Source organism: Aquabacter sp. DMC10 (assembly GCF_056314145.1).
This window is the reverse complement of sequence record NZ_JBQUYX010000003.1, coordinates 574,009-596,180: the sequence shown is the minus strand read 5'-3', so window position 1 is coordinate 596,180 and position 22,172 is coordinate 574,009. Positions and strand designations below refer to the sequence as shown.

The following is a 22,172-nucleotide window of genomic DNA, read 5'->3' as shown; positions in this document are numbered from 1 at the left end:
GCGCGGCTCAGCCCGCCTGTCCGGCGGCGCTCACCACATGCAGCGAACGCTCCGCCCGGTCGCGGCGGAAGCGGGCCAGCTGGCGCTCGCTCAAGGTCACGCCGAGGCCGGGGCCGGTGGGCACGGCGAGGCCGAAATCGGAATAATCCAGCGGGGTTTCCAGGATTTCCTCGGTCAGCAGCAGCGGCCCGAACAGTTCGGTGCCCCATTCCAGGCGGCCGAGGGTGGAAAAGAGGTGGGCCGAGGCGGCGGTGCCGACCCCCGCCTCCAGCATGGTGCCGCCATAAAGGCCGATGCCGGCAGCTTCCGCAATGGCGGCCACCTTGGCGGCGGCGAACAGGCCGCCGGACTGCTCGATCTTGAGCGCGAACACATCGGCGGCGGCCTGGGCGGCGAGCACGAAGGCGGTGTCCGGGCCATTGAGCGCCTCGTCGGCCATGATGGCCACCGACGTCTCCCGCGCGAGACGGGCAAGGCCCGCCACGTTGCGCAGCGCCACCGGCTGCTCGATGAGGTCGACGCCGGCTTCCGCCAGCAAGGGCAGCATGGCGGAGGCGGTGGCCTCCGACCAGGCCTGGTTGATGTCCACCCGCACGGACGCCCGCGTGCCGAGCGCCCGCTTGATGGCGGCCACATGGGCCACATTGGCGCGCGGATCGCCCTTGCCGATCTTCAGCTTGAAGATGTTGTGGCGGCGCCGCGCCAGCATCTCCTCGGCCTCGGTGATGTCGCGCTCGGTATCACCGCTCGCCAGCGTCCAGGCCACCGGCAGGCGGTCATGCTGGCGCCCGCCCAGCAGCTCGGAGATGGGCAGCCCCACGCGCTGGCCGAGCGCATCGAGAAGCGCCGTCTCCACCGCGCACTTGGCGAAATGGTTGCCCTGCACCGACGTGCCGATGGCCGCCATGGTGCGGGCGACCCGGTTGGCGTCGCTGGCCAGCAGGATGGGCGCCATATAGGTGTCGATGGCGAGCTTCATGCCCTCGGGGCTCTCGGCGCCATAAGCGAGCCCGCCAATGGTGGTGCCCTCGCCAATGCCCACCGTGCCATCGGACATGTGGAGGCGCACGATCATCAGTACCTGCTGGCGCATGGTGGCCATGGCCAGCTGGTGGGGGCGGATCGTCGGCAGGTCGACGATGAAGGTCTCGATCCGCTGGACTTTCACGGCCTCGGCCACGGGGTGCGCTCCTGCATCTTCGGAGAAAGAAAGGGGCGGCGCGCAGCCGCGCCGCCGGGAGGGACGGGGCGGACGAACCGCCCCTTTTGGTCAGTGCGCGGCGGGAACCGGATCGCCCTGCGGCTCGGAGGAGGTGCGCACGGTGAGGGTGGCCAGCGCAGCGAGGGCCAGCGGGATGGCGAGCGCCATGAAGTAGCCGGAGGGACCGGCCCCCGAGAGCAACTGGCCGCCAATGGCCGAGCCCACGATGGCCCCCGAGCGGCCGATGCCGATGCCCCAGCCCGTGGCGGTGGCGCGCAGCTGGGTGGGATAGGCATTGGCGATCAGATAGTTCAACACCAGCTGCTGGCCGCCGATGCCGAAGCCCGCCAGCGCAATCAGGGTGAACACCACCGGCCAGCGGTCGCCCGCCATGCCCAGCCCGATCGCCGTGCCGATGCCCACCAGGAACATGAACACCAGGAGCTTGCGGGCATCCACCTTGGGCAGGAAGGAGGACAGCGGCAGGGCCATGGCGATGAAGGCGGCGTTGACAGTCACCGTGCCATAGGCGGCCTGCGCCTTTTCCAGGCCCAGCCCGGTGAGGGCGGTGGGCAGCCACTGGAGCAGCAGGAACCAGGCGATCCAGTTGAAGAGATAGATGGCGGAGATGGCGATGGTCACGGCCCGGTAGCGTCCCTCGAACAGGCCGGCGATGGAGCCGCCGCGCTGCACCTTGGCGGGGCTGACGAGGCGGATGTCGGCGGGGATGCGCTGGCCGGTCATCTGCTCCAGCAGCTTGCGGGCCTGGGCCTGGCCGTCATTCTCCTTGCGGGAGACGAGGTAGGCGGGGGATTCGGGCAACAGGAAATAGATGACGATCATCAGCGCGAGTGGAATGGCGCCGCCCAGCAGGAAGATGCCGCGCCAGCCGAGCACCGGCAGCCAGCTGGCCGCGATGAGGCCGCCCAGCATGGCGCCGGCGGGCAGGCCCAGCAGCACGCCGGTAATCATCATGCCGCGCTTGGAGCCGGTGCTGTATTCGCCGGCGAGCGCCAGCAGCGAGGGGGTGGCGCCGCCCATGCCCAGGCCGATCAGGAAGCGCAGCACGATGATCTGCGTCGGCGAGGTGGCATAGGCGCCCATGAGGGAGAACAGGCCGAACAGGAAGACGGCGATCAGGATCGCCTTGCGACGCCCGAACTTGTCGCCGAAGCTGCCGAGCCCGATGGCGCCTACCGTCATGCCGATGATGGAGGCGGTGATGACCCAGGTCATTTCCGCCGGCTTCATGCCGAATTCCTGCGCGATGGCCGGGCCGATGAAGGCGATGGACTGGGTATCGAAGCCATCCAGCAGCGCGATGATGAAGCACAGCCCCACCACCGCCCAGCGGCGGCCGGTCATGGACCCCGCATCGATGATGTCCTTGATGTCCCGCGTCGCCCCTCCCGGGGCCGTGATCGGTGTCGGCATGGGTTTCCTCGCTTGTTCTGATGGTCGGCTGATGAGGCGAAAGAGATGCGCACGGCTGCGGAGCGTGCGCGGCGCAGCCCGGGCCGCGTCTGGAATGAAGATCTGAAGAGGGACGCGGTGGCGCCCGATCCTCCGGCTCTAAGGAAGCGGAAGGCGCGCGGGCGAGGCTGCGCCGAGGCGCGCCGTAAGGCTGCGCGATCGTCCGGCGCGCACAGGGAATGCGCCAAGCAATTGAAAGGCCGTCATGTTTCCTCCCATGGCGCACCGCCACGCGCCCCTTAAGGGCACCCGCGACTATCCGAGCACGCTCTTCTTCTTGGGGCTGACCCTAGCCGGCGCCGGGCGCGCGGCCCAACATCATTTCGGTCTATCTTCATACCCATGGGGTATAATAGGATCGGGATGGACACGTCGTGCGGGAGCAATCTCGCCGTCCACACCTTGGATTTTCAACCCAGGCGATGCATACGCCCCTCATCGCCACCCACGCCATACCTCCTGAGTATCCGCGACGGACAGTCCCATGGATCTGCGGCACCTGCGCTACTTCACCACCGTCGCCAGCGAGGGCTCGTTCAGCCGCGCGGCCGAGCGCCTCCACATGGCCCAGCCGCCGCTCAGCCGGCAGATCCAGCAATTGGAGGAGGAATTGGGGGTGCGGCTCCTCGATCGGGGGCGGCCGCTGAAGCTCACCGAGGCGGGGCGCCATCTGTTCGAGCAAGGCGCGCAGATCCTCCAGCGCATGGAGGAGATCAAGACCACCACCCGGCGCATCGGCATGCGCATGGTCTTTCAGTTCAATATCGGCTTCGTGGCCTCCACCCTTTATGATGCCCTGCCCGAATTGATCCGCGAATTCCGCATCCACGCGCCGCAGGTGAATGTCCAGCTGCTGGAGATGACCACGCTGGAGCAGATGGCGGCGCTGAAGGACGGGCGCATCGATGTGGGCTTCGGCCGGCTGCGCTTCGAGGACGAGGCGCTGGTGCGCGAAGTGCTGCGGGAGGAGATGCTCTGCGTGGCGGTGGCCGCCGGCCATCCTCTCGCGCTGGCGGGCGCGCGGCCACGCCTCGCGGACCTCCAGGCCGAGCCGCTCATCCTCTATCCCCATTCGCCGCGCCCGAGCTATGCCGACCAGGTGCTCTCCTTCTACCGGGAGGCGGGCCTCTCGCCCCAGATCGGCATGGAGGCGCGGGACGTGCAGACGGCGCTGGGCCTGGTGGCCTCCGGCATGGGCATCTGCATCGTCCCCGCCTCCATCCGGCGCCTGGGACGCGACGATGTGCGCCTGCTGGACCTGAACGAGCGCTTCTCCAGCCCCATCATCGTCAGCTATCGCCGCAATGACGGCTCCCCCTTGCTGCGGCAATTGCTCAAGCTGATGCAGCGGCTCAAGGACAAGGCGTGAGCGTCGCCGGCCGCGGGGCTGGACGGACGGAGGAAGCGGGTATATACACGCATCATGGTCACACCCTGCTACTGCAACCTGCTGCGCAAGGCGGCGCGGCGCGCCAGCGCTGCCTATGACGAGGTGCTTGCGCCCCTCGGCATCAACGTCGCCCAGTTCGCCCTGCTGCGGATCGTGACCATGAAGGGGTCGCTCAGCCTCACCGAGCTGGCCCGCGTCGCGGATCTCGACCGCTCCACCATGGGCCGCAATGTCCGCGTGCTGGAGGGCATGGGGCTGATGAAGACCCTGCGGAGCGACGAGGACCAGCGGGAGACGGTGGTCGCCCTCACCGAACGCGGGCAGGCGCTGTTCGCAGCGGCGGTGCCCGCCTGGGAAACCTGCCAGCGCGAGGTTGAGGACCGGCTCGGCCCCGACAAGATCGCAGCACTCAACGACATCCTGGGCGCGTTGTGATCGCCCGCTCTCGCCTCTCCCCTCGCGCCTATTTGCGGGCATATACCCTCAATTTGGAGCTGCCATGATGCTCTCCCCCTCCCTCTCGCCCCCGCCCGGCCCGTCCGGGCTTTCCGGCCTGCTGGCCGCCCGCGGCATCCATTATGCCTGGGTGGTGGCGGGCGTGACGTTTCTCACCATGCTGGTGACGGCGGGCGCGGTGGGCGCGCCGGGCGTGTTCATCGGCCCGCTGCAACAGGAATTCGGCTGGGCCACCGCCGATATTTCGTCCAGCCTCGCCATCCGCCTGGTCCTGTTCGGGCTCATGGGGCCCTTCGCGGCGGCCTTCATGAACCGGTTCGGTCTGCGCCGGGTGGCGGTGGTGGCGCTCACCCTCATCGGGGCGGGCATTGCCGGTTCGCTCTTCATGAGCCGCATCTGGCATCTGGTGCTGCTGTGGGGCGTGGTGGTGGGCTTCGGCACCGGGCTCACCGCCATGGTGCTGGGGGCGACCGTCGCCACCCGCTGGTTCTCCGCCCGGCGCGGCCTGGTCATGGGCCTGCTCACCGCCAGCTCCGCCACCGGCCAATTGGTATTCCTGCCCCTGCTGGCGCGGCTCACCGAAACCATCGGCTGGCGCGGCGCGCTCGCCTTGGTGCTCGGCCTGATTTTCCTGGCGGCGCTTGCCGTCCTGGCACTCATGCGCGACCGGCCGGCCGATCTGGGGCTCCTGCCCTATGGGGCGACGGCGGCCGTGCCCGCGCCCACCGCGCCTTCAGGCTTCACCGCCATGCTGGCCTCGCCGCTCCTGGCTTTGCGGGATGCCGCCCGCACCGCCACCTTCTGGGTACTGTTCGGCACCTTCTTCATCTGCGGGGCCAGCACCAACGGCCTGGTGCAGACCCACTTCGTTTCCCTGTGCGGGGATTATGGCCTGCCCGCCGTCACCGCCGCCGGCATGCTGGCGATGGTGGGCCTGTTCGATTTCATTGGCACGGTGGGGTCAGGCTGGCTCTCCGACCGCTATGACAGCCGGCTCCTGCTGTTCTGGTATTACGGCCTGCGCGGGCTTTCGCTGCTCTATCTGCCGTTCAGCGACTTCACCTTCTACGGACTGTCGCTCTTCGCGGTCTTCTATGGCCTCGACTGGGTGGCGACCGTCCCGCCCACGGTGAAGATCGCCGCCGACCGGTTCGGCGAGCGCTCCAATCTCGTGTTCGGCTGGATTTTCGCCGGGCACCAGATCGGCGCCGGCGTGGCCGCCTATGGCGCCGGCTTCAGCCGCACCTTCTACCAGACCTACCTGCCCGCCTTCTTCGTGGCCGGCATCCTCTGCCTCTTCGCCGCCCTCGCCATCCTGGTGGTGCGCGAGCGCTCCGGCAGACAGCCGGTGCCGGCAAAGCCCTGACTCCCCGTCCCATATCCAACCGAGGAGGCCCCCATGGCCACCGACATCGTCATCGCCCATCCCGTGCGCACCGCCATCGGCGCCTATAATGGCGCGCTGAAGACCATCCCCGCCCCCCAGCTCGGCGCCATCGTGGTGCGCGAGACCTTGCGCCGCGCCGGCCTCGACCCGACCGCCGTGGACAGCGTGGTCATGGGCAATGTGATCCAGGCGGGCAACAAGATGAACCCGGCCCGCCAGGCGGCCCTGAAGGGCGGCCTGCCCGTCGCGGTGCCCGCCCTCACGGTGAACCGGGTCTGCGGCTCGGGCGCCCAGGCCATCGTCAGCGCCGCGCAGGAGATCGCGGCTGGCGCGGCGGAGCTGGCGGTGGCTGGCGGCATGGAGAATATGGACCGGGCGCCCTATCTGCTGGATGGCGGCCGCTGGGGCTATCGCATGGGGCCGGCCGAGATCCTCGACAGCATGCTCACCGATGGCCTTCAGGACGCCTTTTCGGGCGAACATTCCGGCTGGCACACGGAGGACCTGGTGGCGAAGCTCCAGATCAGCCGCGCCGCGCAGGACGCCTTCGCCGCCCGCTCGCAGCAGCACTTCGCGCAGGGACAGGCGGCCCGGCATTTCGCGGACGAGATCGTCCCGGTGGAGGTGAAGGGACGCAAGGGCGTGGAGCTCTTCGCCGTGGACGAGGCGCCCCGGCCCGACACCACGGTTGAGACCCTCGCCAAGCTGCGCCCCGCTTTCCGGCCGGAAGGCACCATCACCGCCGGCAATGCGCCCGGCCTCAACAGCGGCGCCGCGGCCATGATCGTGGCCTCCCGCGCCGCTGCGGAGGCCAAGGGCCTTGCGCCCCTCGCCCGCCTCGCCGGCTATGGGGTGGCGGCGGTGGAGCCGGGCCTGTTCGGCCTCGGCCCGGTCCCGGCGGTCCGGCGCGCCTTGGCGCGGGCCGGCTGGGACCTCTCGGACCTGGAGCGCATCGAAATCAACGAGGCCTTCGCCGCCGTGCCGCTGGCGGTGGCGCAGGAACTCGGCCTGCCGCAGGACATCGTCAATGTGGAAGGCGGCGCGGTGGCGCACGGCCATCCCATCGGCGCCACGGGGGCCATCCTGGTGACCCGGCTGCTCCATGCCATGAAGCGGGACGGCCTCAGCAAGGGGATGGTCACGCTGTGCATCGGCGGCGGCCAGGGCATTGCGCTTGCGCTTGAGGCGATCTGAGAGGACACCCCCATGATGGACCGGCTTCAGCCGCAAGTTGCCGGCCCGGCAAGGGCCCTGCCGGACGACCATCGCACCCGGCGCCTGCTGGAGGCGCCGGTGGGGCCGCTGCTGCTGCGGCTCGCCTGGCCCAATATCCTGATCATGCTGGCCCAGGCCTCCTCCGGCCTGATCGAGACCTGGTGGGTGGCCAAGCTCGGCACCGATGCCCTGGCCGGCATGGCCCTGGTGTTCCCGGCGGTGATGCTGATGACGACCATTTCGGCCGGAGCGCTGGGCGGCGGCATCTCGTCCGCAGTCGCCCGCGCGCTGGGAGCGGGGCAGCGGGATGTGGCGGACGGGCTCGTGCTCCACGCCATCGCCATCAACCTGCTGTTCGGGCTTGCTTTCTCCGCGCTCTTCCTGGCCGCAGGGCGGCCCATCTATGCCCTACTGGGCGGATCGGGCGGTGAGCTGGATGCGGCGCTCACCTATTCCAACGTGGTGTTTGCGGGCAATGCGCTGGCCTGGACCATGAACGGCCTCGCCAGCGTGGTGCGGGGCACCGGCAACATGCTGGTGCCGGCCCTCATCACCTGCATCGGGGTCGCCCTGCTCATCCCCCTCTCGCCACTCCTGATCTACGGGTTCGGCCCGGTTCCGGGCTTCGGCATTGCCGGCGGGGGCCTTGCCTTGGTGGCCTATTATGCGGGCGGCACCCTCGCCTTGGCCTGGTACATCCTGTCGGGCCGCAATGCGGCGCGGTTTCGCTGGGTCCGCCTGCAATGGGCGCCGATCGTCTCCATCACCCGCGTCGGCCTGCTCTCCGCGTTGCAGTCGATCCAGACCAACATCGTGATCGCCGGCGCCACCGCTTTGGTGGCCGCCCATGCGGGGGTGGAAGCGGTGGCGGGCTTCGGCACTGGGGTGCGCCTGGAATATCTGCTCATTCCGCTCATCTTCGGCCTCGGCGCGCCGGTGGTGGCGCTGGTGGGCACCAATATGGGCGCGGGCCGGGGCGAGCGGGCCTTGCGCATCGCCCTCACCGGGGCCGCCCTCGCCTTCGTGGTGACCGAGGCCATCGGGCTCACCGCCGCGCTGTTTCCCGAAGCCTGGCTGGCGCTCTTCAGCGCCGAGCCGGACATGATCGCCGTGGGTAGCGCCTATCTGCGCAGCGTCGGGCCCTTCTACGGCTTCTTCGGCATCGGCCTTTCGCTTTATTTCGCCGCGCAGGGGGCGGGACGGCTGTTCTGGCCCACCCTCGGCGGCTTCCTGCGGCTGGTGATTGCGCTTGGCGGCGGATGGATCGCGCTGGCGGTGACCGGATCGCTCCAGGCGCTGTTCGCGGCGCTCGCGGTCTCGCTGCTGGCCTATGGAATGTTCCTGCTGGGGGCGGTGCGCTCGGGCCTGTGGCTCAAGGCGCCCTCGGGCTGACGGGCCCCTTTGCCCGCTCAGTCCGCCAGGGGCGAGGGGTTGCGCTGGCCTCACATGCGCTTGCGCAGCCAGAAGCCGGCAAACAATGCGGCGGCCAGCAAGACTGCCAGGGCGGCCAGCGTCACGACGAGGGCGGACTGGTCGAGCCAGGCCACCACCGGCACGCACAAGGCCAGCACCACGCCATTGAGCCCCACCCGCCAGGAGGCGGTGTGCACGCCCGCCACGAAGGTGCCGAGCGCCAGCAGCAGCAGGATGGCAAGGCCGGTGGAATTCACATTGGCCACCGCCTGCACGCTCGGCAGGAAGAGCAGCGTCATGGCGACCAGGAAGGCGCCCCAGTGCAGGAGTTGGGTCCAGACCACCCGCCAGCGCTGCTGGCCCTCGCGGCCCCAGCCCTCATAGATGCAGGCCGCGCAATTGAAGAGCGTCACCAGCTCCCAATAATGCTGCAGCGGACTGCGGGCGAGCGCCGAATAGGCGACGCCCCCCACCGTCAGCAGCAGCATGATAAGATAGGGCGCCTCCCGCAGCCAGGCGCGCACGCCCTGCGGGCCCGAACGGGTGGTGCTGTGCGTGTCCGACATCTGGAACCCTCCCCCAAAAGCGCGAATGTCCCGCGGTCAATGCAGCCAGCCGGGGAACATGGCGCCGAGCGCACCACCCACCATCTCCATGGCGATGGCGGCGAGAATGATACCCATCAAGCGCTTGGAAATAGACAGCGCCGTGGGCGACAGGCGGCTGCCGATCAGCGGCGCCAACGCCATGCAGACAGCGAAGAAGACGAGATAGCCCACCAGGCCCAGATAGAAGCCCATGGCCTCGCGCGGCGCGCTCGCCGTCTGCGCATAGACGATGATGGTCGCCATGGTGCCCGGCCCGATGGCGATGGGCAGGCCGAGCGGATAGACGCCCGGATTGGACGTGGACTTGAATTGCGCCTGCTCCGCATCCGTGCCCGAGTGGGAGGTGTGGTCGTCGCCGCTCAGCATGGACAAGGCGATCATCAGCACGATCAGCCCGCCGGCCAGGCGGAAATGATCCACGTCGATGCCGAACAGGTTCAGGAGCACATGGCCCGCCAGCGCGCACACCACCGAACCGATGATGACGGTGGCCAGCATGGCGATCAGCGTGCTGCGCCGCGCGGCCGGGGTGAGGTCTGCCGTGAGCGCCAGGAAGATGGGCACGATGCTCAGGGGGCTCATGATGGCGAACAGCGCCGCAAACAGCTTCGCGGACAGTGCGAGATCGATCATGCCGGCCCTCCCTGAAATGCCCGGTACCAGCATGTGCCCGATCCGCACTGATTTTCCTAATGTTTTCCGAAACGGCAGCCGCAAGGCGGCACCGCGCCGGCCAGCGGCGGAGGTCGCGGGCGGGAACTTTCCGCAATGTCATCCGTCCTCACCGCGAAGGGCGGACGTGCCCCGCCCAATGCCACGCGGAGGAGAGGATGAAAGTGCGCAAGTTCGCCCTGTCGGACGTCGCCCTTGAGAAATCGCCCGGCCAGGATGCGGAGATTTTCGTCGGCAATCTGGTGGATGAGCGCCATGGCGGCCCCATCACCATCGGTTATGGCCGCTACGATGCAGGCCAGAGCCTGACCGAGACCATGGCGGTCGACGATGTCATGATCGTGCTGGAGGGCGAGATTTCCGTCACCACCGCCGCCGGCACCGTGACGGCGGGGCCAGGGGAAATCATCTACATGCCCAAGGGCGAGGTGGTGACGATCCTCTCCCATGCGGAGGGAGCCCTGACAGCCTATGTGACCTTCCCCCATTGGCGGCCGGCTCACGCCTGAGGGTGCGCTCACATCAGCCGCAGGCCCTTGAGGGAGGCGTGGCCGTCCTTGCCGACGATGATGTGGTCGTGCACCTCGATGCCCAGGGGCTTGGCCACATCGATGATCTTGCGGGTCATGTCGATGTCGGCGCGCGAGGGGGTGGGGTCGCCGGACGGGTGGTTGTGGCACAGGATGATGGCGGTGGCCGACAATTCCAGCGCCCGCTTCACCACCTCGCGGGGATAGACCGGCGCATGGTCCACCGTGCCGGTCTGGAGCACCTCGTCGGCGATCAGCTGGTTGCGCTTGTCCAGGAACAGGACGCGCACCTGCTCACGGTCCGCAAAGGCCATGGCGGCGCGGCAATAATCGATCACCGCCGTCCAGGAGGACAGGACCGGCCGGCGCTTCACCTGCCCCCGCGCCAGCCGATGGGCGGCGGCCTCGATGATCTTGAATTCGGTGACGATGGCGGGGGTGACGCCCGGCGTCTCGGCAAGGCGCGCGGCTGGGGCGGCCACCACTTCGGCAAAGGAGCCGAACCGCTCCACCAGCGCCTTGGCCAGCGGCTTCACGTCCCGCCGCGGCACGGCGCGGAACAAGACCAGTTCCAGCAATTCGTAATCCGCCAGCGCCGCCGCTCCCGCCTCGCGGAAGCGGGCGCGCAGGCGATCCCGATGGCCATGGAAATGCGGCGCCGACGCAAGGCCGGCCTCCGCAAGTCCCTCCTCGGGATCTTCGGACATGCCGCTCAGCCCACGGTATAAGGCGGCTTGTGGTAGCCCTTGGGACTCAAGGTGAAGATCTCCACCCCGGTCTCGGTCACGCCCACCGCATGCTCGAACTGGGCGGAGAGCGAGCGGTCGCGGGTGACGGCCGTCCAGCCGTCGGAGAGCACCTTCACGTGCGGGCGGCCCAGATTAATCATGGGCTCCACGGTGAAGATCATGCCGGGCTTCAGCTCCGGCCCTTCGCCCCGGCGGCCCACATGGACGATGTTGGGCTCATCATGGAAGACACGGCCGACGCCATGGCCGCAGAAATCGCGCACCACGCTCATGTGCTGGGGCTCGACGAACTCCTGGATGGCGGCGCCGATGTCCCCCACATGGGCGCCCGGCTTGATGGCCTGGATGCCGATCATCATGGATTCGTAGGTGACATCCAGCAGCCGCTCGGCCCGGCGGGGGATCTGGCCCACCGCATACATGCGGCTGGAATCGCCGTACCAGCCATCCAGCACCAGCGTCACGTCCACATTGACGATGTCGCCCTCGCGCAGCGGCCGGGCATTGGGCATGCCGTGGCAGACCACGTGATTGATGGAGGTGCAGACCGAATAGCGGTAGCCGCGATACATCAGCGTCGCCGGATAGGCGCCGTGATCCATGGCGAAGTCGAAGACCAGCTTGTCGATGGCCTCGGTGGACACGCCCGGGCGCACCATCTCGGCCACTTCGTCAAGCACCTTCGCGGTCAATTGCCCGGCGCGGCGCATGCCCTCGAACCCTTCGGGCCCGTAGAGCTTGATATGTCCGGTCTTCCTGAGCGGCGCCTGGTCCGCTTCCACATAGCTCATGAAACTCGTCCTGCCGGCGGGGCGGCGCACCGCCCCGGCTTTCTCACCCAGATTTAGGCCAAGCCACGCGCAAAGCAAGTCATAGCATGCCCTTGCCAGCCTTGCGCGAAGCGCGCGGCAGGCGGCTGTGTGCCCCGCCTTATCCCAGCATGGGCACGCCTGCGGCCACCTCGATGCCCTCCCGGTCCAGTGCGCAGACAAGGCCGATGGCCTCCACGCCCGCCGTCCGGGCCAGATCAAAGGCCGCGCCATAGGCCGGATCAAGGTCCCGCGCGAGGGCGATGGAGCGGGCCGAGCCGATCTGGCTGAGATAGACCATCACCGCCCGCGCGCCCTCCCCCGCCATGGCGGCCAGCTCCACCAGGTGCTTGGCGCCGCGTGCGGTGACGCAATCGGGAAATTCCGCCGCGCCGGGGGTGCGCATGAGGTGCACATTCTTCACTTCCACGAAGCAGGGCGGGCGGTCGTCATCCTCCAGCAGCAGGTCGATGCGGCTGTTGCGGCCATATTTGACCTCGCGCCGCAGCCGGGCATAGCCGGCAAGCTCGGGCACCTTCCCCGCCTGGATCGCTTCCGCCACCAAGCGATTGGGATGCATGGTGTTGACGCCCACCAGCTCGATGCCGGCGCCGAAATCCGCCTCCACCAATTCCCAGCCAAAGGCAAGCTTGCGCCCCGGCCCGGTGGCCGGCGCCAGCCAGACCCGGGAGCCCGGCATCGCCAGCCCGATCATGGCGCCGGAATTGGCCACATGGGCGGTGGTGAGCGTGCCATCCGCCAGTTCCACGTCGGCGAGGAAACGCTTGTAGCGGCGCACGAGGGTCGCCGGCACCAAAGGAAGGGGGAAGCGCATCAGGCGCGGGTGTCGGCGCGGCCGAGCAGGCAGATCAGGGTCTGGGTGGCGGTGGCGCAATGGGTGCGCGCGCCCTCCTTCTCCGCATAGACCTCCACCTTGACGATGGTGAGCGTGCGGCCGGAGCGCACCACTTCTCCCACGGCCACCAGGCGCTCGCCCCGGCCGGGGGCCATGATGTTGATCTTATATTCCACCGTCAGCACGGTGGACTCAGCCGGAAACAGCGTGAAGGCCGCATAGCCGCCGGCGGTGTCCGCCAGCGCGCCCACCGCGCCGCCATGGAAGAAGCCATGCTGCTGCGTCACGCCTTCCGCATAAGGCAGCACCACGCTGACACGGCCGGGCGCCACCTCATCCATATGCGCGCCCATGCTGGCCATAAAAGGCTGGCGGGCGAAGCTCTCGCGGACGCGGGTCTCGAAATCGGCGTCGGGAGGCGTGAAGGCCGGGGCGGCCGAAGGGGCGGCGGGCAAGGTCATGCGTGTCTTCCGTTGCAACGCGCCACCATAACGCCCCCGCCCGGGGAGGCCACCCCGCCTTGTGTTCAGGCCAGCATGAGGCGAGCTCACGCCGGCCGCCGTTCACCGCGCCATCTTCACTGCACGAACACGTTCTTCAGCGTGCCGATGCCTTCGATGCTCACCTCGATGTCGTTGGACGGCTCCTTCATGGTGCCCACCCCCAACGAGGTGCCGCAGGCAATGAGATCGCCGGGCAGAAGCGTCATGTCGCGGGAGATCATCGCCACCAGCCGGGCGGGCGGGAAGATCATGTCGGAGAGCGGATAATTCTGCCGCTCCGCCCCGTTCAGCACCGTGCGCACGCTGGTCGCCGTGGGATCAAGCTCGGTCTCGATCCATGGGCCGAACGGCCCATAGGCATCGAACCCCTTGGCCCGCGCCCATTGGGGGAAGGTGGGGTCCTTCTGGAGGATGTCGGCGGCGGTGATGTCGTTGACGATGGTGTAGCCGAAGATGTGGGCGGCGGCCTCTTCCTCGGTGATGTTGGAGGCGGTGCGGCCGATGACGATGCCCAGCTCCCCTTCATAGACCGTCTTGCCCCCATAGGCCGGCGGGCGATGCACGGTGGCGCCGGGGGCGGCCACCGTGGAGGGGGCCTTCAGCAGATAGAGCGGCTCGGCCGGCTCGGCCACGTTCAGCTTGGCCGCCAGCGCGTGGAAGTTGTTCCACAGGGCGATGATCTTGGAGGGCTGGCACGGTGCCTCAAGGGACACATCCGACAGAGCGAGGGTCTCGCCGGTCGCCACCGGACCGACGAACATGTCGCCCTCATGCACCGTGACCGTCTCGCCCTCGAGCCGGCCGAACCCTGTCGCGCCATTCGCCGTGAAACGCACCCATTTTGCCATGTGATCCTCCCTGGCGCCGCGCGCCAGGAAGGGGCGTCAGCGGCGCGTCGATGAATTGATGCTGGCGAGGAGCTCCCTGTGGCGCCGCTCCTCATTGTCGTTATTGACCACCACCACCGCCCAGATGGCGGCCGGCAGCCAGCCGATCAGCGTGACCTGCAAAACAAGGCACAGAATGCCCTGGAGCACGCGCCCCCGGAGCATCAGCGCCAGAAAGGGCAGCAGGACCGCCACCGCGTAGATCATCAAAGTCTCCCTCCGCGCCCACAGGCGGGCGCCCCTTTCAGATGGGGCGTGCCCGGGTCGGAGGGAAGAGGCGGGGCCGATCAGCCCTTCAGCACCTCGACGAGGGTCTTGCCGAGGCGCGCCGGCGAGGGAGAGACGCGGATGCCCGCTTCTTCCATGGCCGCGATCTTGTCCTCGGCGCCGCCCTTGCCGCCGGAGATGATGGCGCCCGCATGGCCCATGCGGCGGCCGGGAGGGGCGGTGCGGCCGGCGATGAAGCCCACCATCGGCTTCTTGCGCCCGCGCTTGGCCTCGTCCTTCAGGAACTGGGCGGCATCTTCTTCCGCCGAGCCGCCGATCTCGCCGATCATGACGATGGAGGTGGTGGCGTCATCCGCCAGGAACATCTCCAGCACGTCGATGAACTCGGTGCCCTTCACCGGGTCGCCGCCAATGCCCACCGCCGAGGTCTGGCCCAGGCCCTCCTGCGAGGTCTGGAACACCGCCTCATAGGTCAGCGTGCCCGACCGCGAGACGATGCCCACCGAGCCGGTCCTGAAGATATTGGCCGGCATGATGCCGATCTTGGACTGGCCGGCGGTCACAACGCCCGGGCAGTTGGGCCCGATGAGGCGCGACTTGGAGCCGGAAAGCGCCCGCTTCACCTTCACCATGTCCAGCACCGGGATGCCCTCGGTGATGCACACGATCAGCGGGATTTCCGCGTCGATGGCCTCAAGGATGGCGTCCGCCGCGCCGGGCGGGGGCACATAGATGACGCTGGCGTCAGCGCCGGTGGCCTCGCGGGCCTCCGCCACCGTGTCGAACACCGGCAGGCCCAGATGAGTGGTGCCGCCCTTGCCGGGGGAGGTGCCGCCCACGACCTTGGTGCCATAGGCAATGGCCTGCTCGGAATGGAAGGTCCCGTTCTTGCCGGTGAAGCCCTGGGTGATGACCTTGGTATTGGCGTCGATCAGAACAGACATCACGCAGCTTCCTTCTTCACGGCCGCGACGATCTTCTGCGCCGCATCGTCCAGGTCATCGGCGGGGATCACGTTCAGGCCGCTCTCGCGGATGATCTGCTTGCCCTGCTCCACATTGGTGCCTTCCAGGCGCACCACCAGGGGCACCTTCAGCCCCACCGCCTTCACCGCCGCCAGCACGCCGCGCGCGATCACGTCGCACTTCATGATGCCGCCGAAGATGTTGACCAGGATGCCCTTCACCGACGGGTCGGACGTGATGATCTTGAACGCCGCCGTCACCTTCTCTTCGCTGGCGCCGCCGCCCACGTCCAGGAAGTTGGCCGGGCTCTCGCCATAGAGCTTGATGATGTCCAGCGTCGCCATGGCCAGGCCCGCGCCGTTCACCATGCAGCCGATGGTGCCGTCGAGGGCGATGTAGGCGAGGTCATACTTGGACGCCTCGATCTCCTTGGCGTCTTCTTCCGTCTCGTCGCGCAGCCGGGCGATCTCCGGATGGCGGAACAAGGCGTTGGAATCAAATCCGATCTTCGCGTCCAGCACCTTCAGCTTGCCGCCCTTGGTCACCACCAGCGGGTTGATCTCCAACAGCGCCATGTCGGTTTCCACGAAGGCGGTGAAGAGGCTGCGCGCCAGTTCCCCGGCCTGCTTGGCCAGGTCGCCGGTCAGGCCCAGCGCCCGGGCCACCTTGCGGCCGTGCAAGGGCTGGATGCCGCTTGCCGGGTCAACGGAGAAGGTGACGATCTTCTCAGGGGTATTGTGCGCGACCTCCTCGATGTCCATGCCGCCCTCGGTGGACACCACGAAGGCCACGCGGGACGTCTCCCGGTCCACCAGCAGGGAGAGGTAAAATTCCGAGGCGATGGGCGCGCCCTCCTCCACATAGAGGCGGTTCACCTGCTTGCCATAGGGGCCGGTCTGCTGGGTGACGAGGGTGTTGCCCAACATCTCGGCGGCGGCCGTGCGCACCTCCTCGGGCGTGGTCACCACCCGCACGCCACCCTTGGCGCCCACGGGCAGTTCCTTGAAGCGGCCCTTGCCGCGCCCGCCCGCATGGATCTGGGCCTTCACCACGGTCACCGGCGCATTGATGGAACGGGCGGCGGCTTCCGCCTCCTCGGCGGTGAAGGCCGGCAGGCCGCGCGAGACCGGAACGCCATAGTCCCGCAGCAGGGCCTTGGCCTGATATTCGTGAATGTTCATGGGCGCTCTCCCGCACTTCATTGGGGCGTTGGAGCGCGAGGCCTGTTCTCGTCGTGCCGCGCGCTCGTGGGCCGGTGCCCGGACGCAAACGCGCGCCGGGCGTGACCGCTTCCGGCGTGACGCGGGAGCCGACAATTCGATCCGGGTTGAAAGGGGAGGTCCCGGAGCCTCCAAGCCGCAAGAGCGGCAAGACATCAAACCGAGGGGGCTTTGCCTCAGCCTCGGTGAACACAAAGTGGGGTGCCGTAAGAACGCGCCCGCCCATTGCGGGCGGTACGGCCAGGGACGCGCCGATGGCCTTGCGGATACACCCGATATGCCGACAAGAGCGGCGGAGGGGACCATGCGGAGCGCGAATGCGCCCCGCATGACGGGCCGGGAGACCCCGGCGGAAACCTTCAGACCGCGCGGATCAGACCACGCGCTCGGAATGCATCTCCTTGATCTGGTCGGCGGAATAGCCGAGCTCGGAGAGCACTTCGTCGGTGTGCTCGCCCAGCAGCGGAGAGCCGGTGATCTCCACCGACATGTCCGAGAACTTGATCGGGCTGCCCACGGTCAGATACTTGCCGCGCTGCTTGTGATCCACTTCCACGATGGTGCCGGAGGCGCGCAGGGACGGATCCTCGGCGATCTCCTTCATGGTCAGCACCGGCGCGCAGGGGATGTCGAACTTGCGCAGGATGTCCACCGCCTCGAACTTGGTCTTGTCGGCGAGCCAGCCTTCGATGGTGGCGAAGATGTCGAAGATCTTGTCCTGGCGGGCGCGGGCGGTGGCATAGGCGGGATCATTGATCCACTCGGGCTTGCCGATGGCCTCCGCCACCTTGCCCCAGGCCTGCTCCTGCACGGTGAAGTAGATGTAGGCGTTGGGATCGGTCTCCCAGCCCTTGCACTTCAGCACCCAGCCGGGCTGGCCGCCGCCGCCGGCATTGCCGCCGCGCGGAACCACGTCCGAGAAGGTGCCGTGCGGGTACTGGGGATATTCCTCCAGGTAGCCCACGCGGTCGAGGCGCTGCTGGTCGCGCAGCTTGACGCGGCAAAGGTTGATGACCGCGTCCTGCATGGACACCGCCACCTTCTGGCCCTTGCCGGTCTTGTTGCGCGAATGCAGCGCGGTGAGGATGCCGATGGCGAGGTGCATGCCGGTGTTGCTGTCACCGAGCGCAGCCGCCGATACGGTGGGGGGGCCGTCCCAGAAGCCGGTGGTGGAGGCGGCGCCGCCCGCGCACTGGGCGACGTTCTCGTACACCTTCAGGTCTTCATAATGATGACCGTCGGAGAAGCCCTTCACCGAGGCGACGATCATGCCGGGATTGAGCTCGTTGATGCGCTCCCAGGTAAAGCCCATGCGGTCGAGCGCGCCGGGGGCGAAGTTCTCGACGAGGACGTCGCTCTCCTTGATGAGCTTCTCCAGCACTTCCTTGCCGGCCTTGGTCTTGGTGTCCAGGGTCAGCGAGCGCTTGTTGGAGTTGAGCATGGTGAAATAGAGCGCGTCCGCATTGGAAATGTCGCGGAGCTGGTTGCGCGTCACGTCGCCCGAGCCGGGGCGCTCCACCTTGATGACATCCGCGCCGAACCAGGCGAGGAGCTGGGTGCAAGCGGGGCCGGCCTGCACGTGGGTGAAGTCGATGATCTTGATCCCTTCCAACGGCTTGGTCATGTTCCACTTCCCTTTTGAGCGTTAGACTTCCCCTGACGCCGGGCCTGTCGCCCTGCATCAGAATTCCCGAGGCCCGGCGGCACGGAGGTGCCCGCCGCCGGTATCGCCAGTGCGCCTGGCTGTTCTTCTGCCGGCTCAGGTCACGGCCTGGGCCTCCAGTTCGGCCACCCGCTTGCGCAGGGCCTTCTCCTCCTTCCACCGGGCGGTCTCGTCGCGGATGACAGCCACGATGCCGGTGGGCGTCGACCCGCCGGACGTGAGCAGGGCCACGGTGAAGGAAATGGACAAAGCGTGACCGTCCTTGTGGAGCGCCGGCACGCGCAGAAGCTCGGTGCCGTAGCGCGTCACACCGGTGCGCATGGTCACGTGGTAGCCGTCCCAGTGCCGCTGGCGCTGGCGCTCGGGAATGATGATGTCGAGGGACTGGCCCAGCGCCTCCTGGGGGGTGAAGCCGAACATGCGCTCGGCCGCCCCGTTCCAGAAGGTGATGGCGCCGGTTCCATCGGAGACGACGATGGCGTCTCCGGCGCGGGCCGCCAGTTCCTCGAAGTCGATCGCCGGGGAAGGCGATGCGGACATTTCATCAGACATGGGCTCGCTCTAGCTTAGCAAGGTTAGCCACGGTGACGCGAAGACTTCACGTCGCTTCCGGCCATGCCCGCGGAGCGCAACATGGCCGATGATCTTCAGGGCGCCCCGGCAGATGATCCACCGGCGACGCCGAACCTCATTCCGCCGCAATGGGCAGCGGGGCCCCCACCGCCCCGGCGCGCCGCACCTCCTCGATGCGGGCAGCGTCGAAGCCGAGCACGTCGGCCAGGATTTCCTCGGTGTGCTCGCCAAGCAGCGGCGAGCGCTCCACCGGCACGTCATTATCCGAGAGCTTGATGGGATTGCCGACGGTCACGTAAGTGCCGCGCTCGGGGTGCTCCACTTCCACCAGCGTACCGGTGGCATAGAGTGAGCGGTCCTCGGCGATCTCCTTCATGGACAGTATCGGGCCGCAGGGAATGTCGTAGCGGTTGAGGATCTCCATGGCCTCATACTTGGTGTGGGCCATGGTCCACGCCTCGATGCGGGTGAAGATCTCGTTGAGGTGCGGCAGCCGGGCGGGGGCGGTCGCATAATTGGGATCGGTCTTCCAGGTGGGCTCGCCGATCACGTCGCAGATCTTCCCCCAGACCGGAGCCTGGGTGATGAAATAGATGTAGGCGTTGGGATCATTCTCCCAGCCCTTGCAGCGCAGAATGCGGCCGGGCTGGCCGCCGCCGGAATCATTGCCGGCGCGGGGCACGGTGTCGCCGAAGGGCACGCCCTCGCCGAACTGGCTGTATTCGGAGAGCGGGCCGCGCGCGAGACGCTGCTGGTCGCGCATCTTCACCCGGCACAGGTTCAGGACGCTGTCCTGCATGGCGGCCAGCACCTTCTGGCCACGGCCCGTATGCTCGCGCTGGAACAACGCGGTGACGATGCCCAGCGCCAGGTGCAGGCCGGTGCCGCTGTCGCCGATCTGGGCGCCCGTCACCAGCGGCAGGCCATCGCGGAAGCCGGTGGTGGACGCCGCGCCGCCGGCGCACTGGGCGACATTCTCATAGACCTTGCAATGCTCGAAGGGACCGGCGCCAAAGCCCTTCACCGAGGCGAGGATGAGGCGCGGATTGAGCTCCTGCAGGCGCTCCCAGGTAAATCCCATGCGGTCGAGGGCGCCGGGGGCGAAATTCTCCACCAGCACGTCGCACACCTTCACCAGATCCTCCAGCACGGCCTTGCCGGCGGGGTTCTTGGTGTCCAGCGTGATGGAGCGCTTGTTGGAATTGAGCATGGTGAAGTACAGGCTGTCCGCATTGGGGACATCCCGCAGTTGGGTGCGCGTCACGTCGCCTTCGCCGGGGCGCTCCACCTTGATGACATCCGCGCCGAACCAGGCCAGCAGCTGCGTGCAGGTGGGACCCGACTGGACGTGGGTGAAATCCAGGATGCGAACGCCGTCTAGAGCCTTGCCCATGAGAGCCTCGTTGTTCCTCTGGACGCGCGCTTGAAGCGACGCTTGTTCTTTTTGTCCGTTGCCCCCGCGGCTTGCGGCGGCGGGATCTCCCGCGCGCCGCGCCCGGCAACTGTCAGATGAGAGGCGGACGGGACAGCGCCCCGCCCGCAGGGCTTTGCGCCGTCACTTCTTTTTCTTCACCACGCTCTGCGGGTTCAGATTGCCGATGCGGCCGCTCTCGGTTCCGGCCTGCGGGTCGATCACCGCATTGATGAGGGTGGGCTTGCCGCTGTCCATGGCCGCGTCCACGGCGCGCTTGAGCTCGTCCGGGGTGGTCACGTTCACGCCCACGCCGCCGAAGGCTTCCATCATCTTGTCGTAGCGGCTGTCCTTCACGAACACCGTGGTGCCCGGGTCGCGGCCGGTGGGGTCGGTGTCCGTGCCACGATAGATGCCGTTATTGTTGAAGATGACGATGCAGACCGGCAGGTTGTAGCGGCAGATGGTCTCCACCTCCATGCCGGAGAAGCCGAAGGCGCTGTCGCCTTCCACCGCCAGCACCGGCTTGCCAGTCTCCACCGCCGCGGCGATGGCAAAGCCCATGCCGATGCCCATGACGCCCCAGGTGCCCACGTCCAGGCGCTTGCGCGGCTGGTACATGTCGATGATGCCGCGGGCGAGGTCGAGGGTGTTGGCGCCCTCGTTCACCAGGATGGCGTCGGGACGCTCCTTGATGACGGTGCGCAGGGCGCCGAGCGCGCCATGGAAGTCCATGGGCGCGGAATTCTTCATCAGGCGCGGCGCCATCTTGGCGATGTTCTCGTCGCGCTTGGTGACGATGGTCTTCACCCAGTCGGCGGGGGGCGCCGGCCAGTTCGCGCCCATGCCGTCAAGGAGCGCGGACACCACGGAGCCGATGTCGCCCACCAGCGGGGCGGCGATCTCCACATTGGAGTCCATTTCCTTGGGCTCGATGTCCACCTGGATGAACTTCTTGGGCGCATCGCCCCAGGTCTTGCCCTTGCCGTGAGAGAGCAGCCAGTTGAGCCGGGCGCCGATGAGCAGCACCACGTCGCTGTCCTTCAGCGCGGTGGAGCGGGCCGCGCCGGCGGACTGGGGATGGGTGTCCGGCAGGAGGCCCTTGGCCATGCTCATGGGCAGGAAGGGAATGCCGGAGGTCTCCACCAGCGCCTTGATCGCCTCGTCCGCCTGGGCATAGGCCGCGCCCTTGCCGAGGATGATGAGGGGACGCTTGGCGCCCTTCAAAACCTCAAGCGCGCGGGCCACCGCATCGGGGCCGGGGATCTGGGCGGGCGCCGGGTCGATCACCTTCACCAGCGACTTGGCGCCGGCCTCGGCGTCCATCACCTGGGAGAAGAGCTTGGCGGGCAGGTCCAGATAGACGCCGCCGGGACGGCCCGAGCAGGCGGCGCGGATGGCGCGGGCGACGCCGATGCCGATATCGGCCGCATGCAGCACGCGGAAGGCGGCCTTGCAGAGCGGCTTGGCGATGGCGAGCTGGTCCATCTCCTCATAGTCGCCCTGCTGGAGGTCGACGATCTCGCGCTCGGACGAGCCCGAAATGAGGATCATGGGGAAGCAATTGGTGGTGGCGTTGGCGAGCGCGGTCAGGCCGTTGAGGAAGCCCGGCGCCGACACGGTCAGGCAGATGCCCGGCTTCTTGGTGAGGAAGCCGGCGATGGCAGCGGCATTGCCCGCATTCTGCTCGTGGCGGAAGGAGACCACGCGAATGCCCTCGGCCTGCGCCATACGGCCAAGATCCGTGATCGGAATGCCCGGCACGTTGTAAATGGTCTCGATGCCGTTGAGCTTCAGCGCATCGATGACGAGGTGGAACCCGTCCGTGAGCTCCTGCTCGGGGGCGTTGGCTTCGATGATCTGTGCGACTGCGGACATCCCGCTTCCTCCCGGAAAACTTTTGACTTTAAGCCTTTGATTTACCTCACGCCCTGGCCCGGAGGGCCGGAGCGATGACTTTGCT

At 67.9% G+C, this 22,172-nt stretch carries 22 protein-coding genes; 6 read left to right on the top strand and 16 right to left on the bottom strand.

Going from position 1 to position 22,172, the window contains the following annotated elements; translation table 11 throughout:
• Window positions 1-7 precede the first annotated feature (7 nt).
• Together ACT54L_RS11355 and ACT54L_RS11350 are read right to left on the bottom strand one after the other, a co-directional pair.
• Window positions 8-1,180 carry a muconate/chloromuconate family cycloisomerase gene (locus tag ACT54L_RS11355; protein ID WP_476085675.1) on the bottom strand — a complete coding sequence of 391 codons (1,173 nt, stop codon included), beginning with the start codon at window positions 1,178-1,180 and terminating at the stop codon, window positions 8-10.
• 90 nt (window positions 1,181-1,270) lie between these two features.
• Window positions 1,271-2,635 (bottom strand): MFS transporter, encoded by a 1,365-nt coding sequence (locus ACT54L_RS11350; protein WP_476085674.1) that lies wholly within the window; start codon window positions 2,633-2,635, stop codon window positions 1,271-1,273.
• Between the two features lie 523 nt (window positions 2,636-3,158).
• Between ACT54L_RS11350 and ACT54L_RS11345 the strand changes: the two genes are divergently transcribed.
• The 5 genes from ACT54L_RS11345 (at window position 3,159) to ACT54L_RS11325 (ending at window position 8,514) form a co-directional block, all read left to right on the top strand.
• Complete coding sequence (locus tag ACT54L_RS11345; RefSeq protein WP_476085673.1) at window positions 3,159-4,043, top strand: LysR family transcriptional regulator; 885 nt, start codon at window positions 3,159-3,161, stop codon at window positions 4,041-4,043.
• Window positions 4,044-4,097: 54 nt separating this feature from the next.
• A complete protein-coding gene (locus ACT54L_RS11340; protein ID WP_476085672.1) occupies window positions 4,098-4,499 on the top strand; it encodes a MarR family winged helix-turn-helix transcriptional regulator in 402 nt (133 codons plus the stop codon).
• 64 nt (window positions 4,500-4,563) lie between these two features.
• A complete protein-coding gene (locus tag ACT54L_RS11335; protein WP_476085671.1) occupies window positions 4,564-5,886 on the top strand; it encodes an MFS transporter in 1,323 nt (440 codons plus the stop codon).
• 33 nt (window positions 5,887-5,919) lie between these two features.
• Window positions 5,920-7,101 carry a thiolase family protein gene (locus tag ACT54L_RS11330; RefSeq protein WP_476085670.1) on the top strand — a complete coding sequence of 394 codons (1,182 nt, stop codon included), beginning with the start codon at window positions 5,920-5,922 and terminating at the stop codon, window positions 7,099-7,101.
• Between the two features lie 12 nt (window positions 7,102-7,113).
• A complete protein-coding gene (locus ACT54L_RS11325) occupies window positions 7,114-8,514 on the top strand; it encodes an MATE family efflux transporter (protein WP_476085669.1) in 1,401 nt (466 codons plus the stop codon).
• 50 nt (window positions 8,515-8,564) lie between these two features.
• On the opposite strand, the gene ACT54L_RS11320 is transcribed toward ACT54L_RS11325, so the two are convergent.
• Both ACT54L_RS11320 and ACT54L_RS11315 read right to left on the bottom strand, forming a co-directional pair.
• Window positions 8,565-9,101, bottom strand: a complete 537-nt coding sequence (locus ACT54L_RS11320; protein WP_476085668.1) for a hypothetical protein — start codon at window positions 9,099-9,101, stop codon at window positions 8,565-8,567.
• A 36-nt stretch (window positions 9,102-9,137) separates the two neighbouring features.
• The gene (locus ACT54L_RS11315) at window positions 9,138-9,776 is read right to left on the bottom strand and encodes a MarC family protein (protein ID WP_476085667.1); all 639 of its coding nucleotides are present in this window, start codon (window positions 9,774-9,776) and stop codon (window positions 9,138-9,140) included.
• 197 nt (window positions 9,777-9,973) lie between these two features.
• On the opposite strand from ACT54L_RS11315, the gene ACT54L_RS11310 reads away from it, so the two are divergent.
• Window positions 9,974-10,324, top strand: a complete 351-nt coding sequence (locus tag ACT54L_RS11310) for an ethanolamine utilization protein (protein ID WP_476085666.1) — start codon at window positions 9,974-9,976, stop codon at window positions 10,322-10,324.
• A gap of 8 nt (window positions 10,325-10,332) precedes the next feature.
• On the opposite strand, the gene radC is transcribed toward ACT54L_RS11310, so the two are convergent.
• The 12 genes from radC to oxc form a co-directional block, all read right to left on the bottom strand.
• Window positions 10,333-11,052: a RadC family protein gene (radC, locus tag ACT54L_RS11305; protein ID WP_209102445.1), complete on the bottom strand. Its 720-nt coding sequence runs from the start codon at window positions 11,050-11,052 to the stop codon at window positions 10,333-10,335.
• A gap of 5 nt (window positions 11,053-11,057) precedes the next feature.
• On the bottom strand, window positions 11,058-11,885 hold the full coding sequence (map, locus tag ACT54L_RS11300; RefSeq protein WP_476085665.1) for a type I methionyl aminopeptidase: 828 nt from the start codon (window positions 11,883-11,885) through the stop codon (window positions 11,058-11,060).
• A gap of 139 nt (window positions 11,886-12,024) precedes the next feature.
• Entirely contained in the window at window positions 12,025-12,738 is a 714-nt protein-coding gene (gene sfsA, locus ACT54L_RS11295; protein ID WP_476085664.1) for a DNA/RNA nuclease SfsA, read from the bottom strand.
• Entirely contained in the window at window positions 12,738-13,220 is a 483-nt protein-coding gene (locus ACT54L_RS11290; RefSeq protein ID WP_476085663.1) for a PaaI family thioesterase, read from the bottom strand. Before ACT54L_RS11290 ends, sfsA begins: the two co-directional genes overlap by 1 nt.
• 116 nt (window positions 13,221-13,336) lie before the next feature.
• Window positions 13,337-14,110: a fumarylacetoacetate hydrolase family protein gene (locus ACT54L_RS11285; RefSeq protein ID WP_476085662.1), complete on the bottom strand. Its 774-nt coding sequence runs from the start codon at window positions 14,108-14,110 to the stop codon at window positions 13,337-13,339.
• Window positions 14,111-14,146: 36 nt separating this feature from the next.
• Window positions 14,147-14,356, bottom strand: coding sequence for a YqaE/Pmp3 family membrane protein (locus tag ACT54L_RS11280; RefSeq protein WP_209102454.1), 210 nt, complete (start codon window positions 14,354-14,356; stop codon window positions 14,147-14,149).
• An 80-nt stretch (window positions 14,357-14,436) separates the two neighbouring features.
• Complete coding sequence (gene sucD, locus ACT54L_RS11275) at window positions 14,437-15,321, bottom strand: succinate--CoA ligase subunit alpha (RefSeq protein WP_476085661.1); 885 nt, start codon at window positions 15,319-15,321, stop codon at window positions 14,437-14,439.
• Window positions 15,321-16,523 carry an ADP-forming succinate--CoA ligase subunit beta gene (gene sucC / locus ACT54L_RS11270; RefSeq protein WP_476085660.1) on the bottom strand — a complete coding sequence of 401 codons (1,203 nt, stop codon included), beginning with the start codon at window positions 16,521-16,523 and terminating at the stop codon, window positions 15,321-15,323. The genes sucD and sucC overlap by 1 nt, the downstream gene beginning before the upstream one ends.
• Before the next feature lie 412 nt (window positions 16,524-16,935).
• A complete protein-coding gene (frc, locus tag ACT54L_RS11265; RefSeq protein ID WP_209103987.1) occupies window positions 16,936-18,186 on the bottom strand; it encodes a formyl-CoA transferase in 1,251 nt (416 codons plus the stop codon).
• Window positions 18,187-18,321: 135 nt separating this feature from the next.
• Window positions 18,322-18,777, bottom strand: coding sequence for a PAS domain-containing protein (locus ACT54L_RS11260; RefSeq protein ID WP_476085659.1), 456 nt, complete (start codon window positions 18,775-18,777; stop codon window positions 18,322-18,324).
• Window positions 18,778-18,913: 136 nt separating this feature from the next.
• Complete coding sequence (gene frc / locus ACT54L_RS11255; RefSeq protein ID WP_476085658.1) at window positions 18,914-20,191, bottom strand: formyl-CoA transferase; 1,278 nt, start codon at window positions 20,189-20,191, stop codon at window positions 18,914-18,916.
• 162 nt (window positions 20,192-20,353) lie between these two features.
• Entirely contained in the window at window positions 20,354-22,087 is a 1,734-nt protein-coding gene (gene oxc / locus ACT54L_RS11250; protein ID WP_476085657.1) for an oxalyl-CoA decarboxylase, read from the bottom strand.
• Window positions 22,088-22,172 lie beyond the last annotated feature (85 nt).